General features: G+C 32.0%; 6 protein-coding genes. 5 read left to right on the plus strand and 1 reads right to left on the minus strand.

Annotated elements, in window-relative coordinates:
* Window positions 1-332 precede the first annotated feature (332 nt).
* From AB9K26_RS00645 to AB9K26_RS00665, 5 genes are all read left to right on the plus strand, one after another.
* Entirely contained in the window at window positions 333-1,376 is a 1,044-nt protein-coding gene (locus AB9K26_RS00645; protein ID WP_369970618.1) for a hypothetical protein, read from the plus strand.
* A gap of 233 nt (window positions 1,377-1,609) precedes the next feature.
* Entirely contained in the window at window positions 1,610-2,365 is a 756-nt protein-coding gene (locus tag AB9K26_RS00650) for a Bax inhibitor-1/YccA family protein (RefSeq protein WP_369970619.1), read from the plus strand.
* 203 nt (window positions 2,366-2,568) lie between these two features.
* Window positions 2,569-3,873, plus strand: coding sequence for a hypothetical protein (locus tag AB9K26_RS00655; protein WP_369970620.1), 1,305 nt, complete (start codon window positions 2,569-2,571; stop codon window positions 3,871-3,873).
* 248 nt (window positions 3,874-4,121) lie between these two features.
* Complete coding sequence (locus AB9K26_RS00660) at window positions 4,122-4,496, plus strand: hypothetical protein (RefSeq protein ID WP_369970621.1); 375 nt, start codon at window positions 4,122-4,124, stop codon at window positions 4,494-4,496.
* Between the two features lie 223 nt (window positions 4,497-4,719).
* Window positions 4,720-5,271, plus strand: a complete 552-nt coding sequence (locus AB9K26_RS00665; RefSeq protein ID WP_369970622.1) for a hypothetical protein — start codon at window positions 4,720-4,722, stop codon at window positions 5,269-5,271.
* A 114-nt stretch (window positions 5,272-5,385) separates the two neighbouring features.
* Here AB9K26_RS00665 and AB9K26_RS00670 read toward each other — a convergent pair.
* On the minus strand, window positions 5,386-5,620 hold a 235-nt coding region (locus tag AB9K26_RS00670), incomplete at its 5' end, for a hypothetical protein (protein ID WP_369970623.1).

Raw genomic sequence — 5,620 nt, forward strand, 5'->3', positions numbered from 1 at the left:
ATACATTAATTCTAATGGATCGGAATTACTCAAAGAAAAATTTAATAATAATTCAAGTGATTGGAAAGAATTAGCTATTAATGAAATGGATAAAAACTATGGCTAACAACGTGTAAGGTCAATTGCTTCAAATTTTTCCAGCGGAAAAATTCTCGCATTATTTAACTATATTTATTTCAGGAATCAATTCGTTAGCTCAGCCTCTCGCTTTTTTCCAACGGAATTTTCGCCAGGCAAGCTGGCTCATCCCAACTCAAAGCGTTCGGCTGAAATTCCGCAACAAACCTTACACGAACACGTTATGTGCAATATCTACAACCGCCCAGAAAATAATGAAATTATTCAATAGAATATTTAATAAAAAAAAGAAAACTAAGATTTCAGAATTAACAACTATAACTAGAACTGAAACTTTTGAAGGCTTTTCTATTCCTGGAATAATTCACAATATGCAATACCATTTCACTGACTTACAGGTTTATAGTGACGGTTTGATTTCTTGCTGGGAAATGGTTGATTTATCTATGCTGAAAGATAAAATTAATAAAGGTTGGATCGTAACGAAAATACCAAATGGAGAAGCAATTTCAATTTTTAATTTAGGGCATTGGTATATAGAACAAGGTGAATGGGAACATTCAAAAGAATCATTACATGAATTCATTCATTCTTTAGTTAAAAGGTTAAATCCGACTCTAGAAAATCTTCATAATTATAAAGGAAACAATTCCAAGACAATTGGAAAGGCGAATGTTGCAAAACACTTTATTCCTTCCCCAAAACCCTATTATTTTGATGACCCTGAATCAATACTACCTAGTAAAGTTAGCGGAGAAAAATTTTACTTCTTTTTTAGAAATAGTGATGATAAAACATACTTAGCAGAATTATCAATTTATAAAAATGGAAGAGTTGAAATAACCAATTTACCATCTAAAAAAGTTTTTGATTTTTCGGACTTGAAAAGGTTAATAAATGAGGATTTATTAGTAACCGAATTAAAAATTGGTGAAACTGTAACTGTTTTAAATTTAGGTTCTTTTAAAATTAAATCAGGAAGTGGAGTCGACATAAATTTCAAATTAAATGAACTTACTGATAAATTGAATGAATTAAATGGCAAAGAGAATAGCATTGCAAAATGTTCAAGAATTTTCGAAGACTACAAAAACAATCCTACCATAAAATTAAAAGAAGAATTAAAAAAAGCTTACGAAGCCGTTCCTGAACATCAGAGAATCTTTGTTGGAACAATGGACACCAAAGATTATGAAGTACGTCAGATTTTATATGGTAATATTGCAAAAAAAGAATGGGAAGATGATTATGGAACTGATTATCCTTATGACGATATGCCTAGACCATTAGACGAATAAATACAGCACATAACAACGTGTATAATGTATTGCTAGGTTGGTAATAGAAGGAAAATTTCCCACAAATTAGTATCTTTAAAAAAATTGGAAAAGTCACAGGTCAAGCCTTGCTCCTTTTCCAACGCAGTTTTGCCTACCTAACGGCTGATTCGGCAAAAGCCAAACTCAATTCGCAAGGCTCACTCGCAACACACCATACACGAACACGTTGGCAATAATTTGAATAATAAATAATGGCATTATATAAATCAAAAAATCCAGCTCTAAGCACTGAAGTTTTTACCAAAGCAAAAAGGATTGATACTTCATCTGAAGTAATGACTATCAATGGGACTGTAAACAAAGCTGCATTACTCGGATTAATTGTTCTATCATCTTCACTTATAACTTGGAATTTATATCAAGAGACTCAAGATTTTCTATTATTAAAACCTTATGTAATTGGAGGTTCAATTGCAGCTTTTATTGTAGCATTAGTTATAATATTTATTAATACTACAGCACCATATTTATCACCTGTTTATTGTGGTCTTGAAGGATTAGCTTTGGGAGGTTTATCTGCATTTATGGAAGCTAAATTTCCTGGTATAGTATTACAATCAGTTATTTTAACATTTGGAATTCTATTCAGCTTATTGACTATTTATAGGTTGGGAATAATTAAAGCTACTGAAAACTTTAAACTTATTGTTGCTTCTTCAACAGCAGGAATTGCAATTTATTATATAGCTTCTCTTGCTGGAGGCGTTCTTGGTTTCCAGTTGCCTTATATACATGACAACTCAACAGGTGGAATTATTTTTTCTTTATTTGTTGTTGTAATTGCATCGCTAAATTTAGTAATTGACTTTGACTTTATTGAAAAAGGTGCTGAATCAAAATCTCCTAAATATATGGAGTGGTATGCTGCATTTGGATTAATGGTTACTATAATTTGGTTATATCTTGAAATTTTAAGATTATTAGCTAAGTCTAGAAGTAGGAAATAAAACTATTGCCAACAACGTGTAAAGTTTATGGCTCGGTTTGTAATAGAAAGAATAATTCTTACAAATATTTATATCTTTATTAAATCGGAAAACTCGCAAGCCAGAGCCTTGCTGTTTTCCTCCAGCGGATTTTTCGCCGCAAGCGGCTCATCCGAAGCCAAAACAGCTTCGGCTCAATCCGCAACAAACCTTACACGAACACGTTGGCAACAATAAAAAAACAAATAATGAAAATTTTATATTTAGGGATTCTAATGACTCTTCTTTTAGGATGCAGTTCTGACAGAAGTACAGCAACTGAAAATAATGGTGAGAATAATTTTAATTGCAATGCAAATAATGGATTATATCCTGAGGCCTTTTTAAATATATCTTCGTTAGAAGATGTAGAAACTTTCTTAGAAAATCCATATAAAGAATTTTATGAATTAAGAGTCTCGAATTTGGATAATCTATCCTTTTTAAGTTGTGTAGAAAAAGTTGAGTGTTTATATATCTCAAATTGTGGCACATCAGATTTAAGTAGTTTATCTAATCTTTTAGAAGTATCCAACTTGTTCATATCGAATATGCCATCTTTAATCAATTTAAATGGATTAAATAATCTTAGTTCAGTAAATTATTTAGAAATCAGAAATAATTCTTCCTTAATTAATTTCGTTGGTTTAAATGGAGTAGGATGGATAGAATATATGAGTGTTACTGACAATGAATCTTTAATGAATCTTGAAGGATTAGATAATCTCAACACATTAGGAGTACTAAAAATAGAAGACAATAGTAGTATTCAAAATTTAGAAGGTCTTAATAACGTAGAAACAGTAAATTTCGATGGTTCTTTCACCAATTGTAATGGAACGCCAATAGGACTTAGATGGGAAATATCCAACAACTCAAATCTTTCCTCAATATCTGCAATTAATAATATCAGTGGAGATTTGAGCAATTATTATCTGGAAATAAATTCTTGCCAAAATCTTACAGATCTTGGAAGTTTTGATAATCTTTTAAAATTAGGGAATTTTTGGATAAGTGGTTGTCCGATTACTTCATTAAATTGTTTTCCTTCTCTAACAGAGACAGGTTATTTGACGGTTTGGGATTGTGATAACTTGGAGTATATGAACTTTCCTGCACTTCAAAAGCTATCTTACCTAAATATAAAAGAGAACAATCTTTTAAATAATATCAGTTTTAATAGTTTAGTGGAAATATCTGGAGGTGGTAACGGTGACTTCAGTGCTAAAATAGAAGGAAATGATAGCCTTTCAACTTTAGCAGGTTTAGATAATTTAGAATACAATGAAAAAATAATATGGATAAACATTTTTTATCAAGACTTTGAAAACCCTTTATTAAATGTATGTGCGTTAAGAAAATTATACTTGAATCAAATAATGAATGGGGTAAATGAAAATCAGATACATTTTAATACAATGTGTTGGGGCAATGCAGGTTTTCCATACTCTAACATAAGTGATTTTGACTCAATTTGTGACTGTAATTAATTACTGTTGCCAACAACGTGTATAGTTAATGCGTCAAGTCGGTTAAAAAGAAGATTTTTTCTTACTTTTAATCCAAACAACTAAACTGAAAAACCACGACCGCTCAGCTGTCGCACTTTTTCTCCAACGGAATTTTCGCCAGCCTAAGACTGGCTCACCCAAACGCAAAGCGCTCGGCTGAAATTCCGCACAAACCATACACGAACACGTTGTGTGTAATTTAGTAATCTCAATCGAAAAGAAATTTAATGGGAATATTTAACTTTCTAAAAAAGAAGAAAACACCAATTGACTTTTCGAATGAAAAAGTTATAGAACTGACTCGAAAATCGGAATTACTCGGACAAACTTTAATCGAAAACGGACTTGGATTCCATGTAGATCATTTATCACAAATTCGCCTTGCAGCCGACAATAAAAATGAATCAGAATTTAGGAAATTAGTACTCAGTCGAGAATTATTTGGAGGAGCTGGAGCTCTTTGGGAAATTCACATTGAAAACCCAACTGAATACAAAAAATTCAACATACAGTTTGCCGAATATATTGATTTACTGAAACGTATGGGAATTAAAAACGGACGTGTAAATCAAATTCAGAAAGCAATGGCAAAACTAAACTGAAACAAAACTACACACAACAACGTGTATAATGTATTGCTTCGCAAGTTGGTTAAGTGAATGATCTAGATAAAATTTGTAACTTTAGTTTGCGGAAAAATAACAAGTCAGAGCCTTGCTGTTTTCCTCCAGCGGATTTTTGGCCACAAGTGGCTCACCAAAGCTAAAACAGCTTCGGCTCAATCCGCAACACACCATACACGAACACGTTGGCACTAATACTAATATGAAAAAAATCTTTTACTTATTCATACTTTTTATTAGTCAAAGTATATTAAGTCAATCTCAAGAATACGAAAAAATATTTTGGGACTTAGTTGATGTCAAGCTCTATCCAGATACTTATACAGAAATAGGTTATACAAAAAAAATCAATTTTGATACATTTTCCCTTCATTTAAAGCTATTTAAAAAAAGAAAAACACTCACTTATAATAATGGAATCACAAAGGAGGAAAGCATAACATTCTCTAAAAAAGAAAAAAGATTATTAATAAGAGAACTCAAGAAATCTAAAACATACACTTGGAATTTATCTAATGAAAAGGAACTAATACAAGTTGAGTCGTCAAATGCTTTAAATTTTTTAATGGTTGATAGAAATCGTGAATTAAGAATTATTTCTAAACCGATTTTTATTCGAGATAATGAAATAGTCTGTTTATTCAGCAGTCATTTTTGCTGTGGTCATTATTATGGTCATGCAACATTATGCTTATACAAAAAAGTTAATGGAAAATGGAAAAGGTGGATTCATCTAACTCATGGAGATTACTAAAAAAAGTACTAGTGCCAACAACGTGTATAGTTAATACTACCGAATTTTTCCAGCGGAAAAATTCTCACTTTAATTAACTATATTTATTTCATGGAACATTTCGTAAGCTCAGCCTTACGCTTTTTTCCAACGGAATTTTCGCCAGTCACAGACTGGCTCACCCAAACGCAAAGCGTTCGGCTGAATTCCGTACAAACCATACACGAACACGTTGTAGGCAATAAACCAGTCTTCTGGTCTTCCCAGAGGGTTTCGGAACCCAATAATGGTCAGGACATCACTTAAAAATCCCCATGAGGGAATCTGGACACAGTCAGATTCCTCCTTGACAAGATTACCGATTGAGATC

The sequence above is a fragment of the Psychroserpens sp. XS_ASV72 genome (assembly GCF_041224425.1).
In the GTDB taxonomy this organism is placed as follows: Bacteria; Bacteroidota; Bacteroidia; order Flavobacteriales; family Flavobacteriaceae; genus Psychroserpens.

Excerpts from the sequence above, each read along its gene's own strand:
- AB9K26_RS00645 (WP_369970618.1), top strand. The coding sequence starts at position 333 with ATGAAATTATTCAATAGAATATTTAATAAAAAAAAGAAAACTAAGATT.
- AB9K26_RS00660 (WP_369970621.1), top strand. The coding sequence starts at position 4,122 with ATGGGAATATTTAACTTTCTAAAAAAGAAGAAAACACCAATTGACTTT.
- AB9K26_RS00665 (WP_369970622.1), top strand. The coding sequence starts at position 4,720 with ATGAAAAAAATCTTTTACTTATTCATACTTTTTATTAGTCAAAGTATA.
- AB9K26_RS00650 (WP_369970619.1), top strand. The coding sequence starts at position 1,610 with ATGGCATTATATAAATCAAAAAATCCAGCTCTAAGCACTGAAGTTTTT.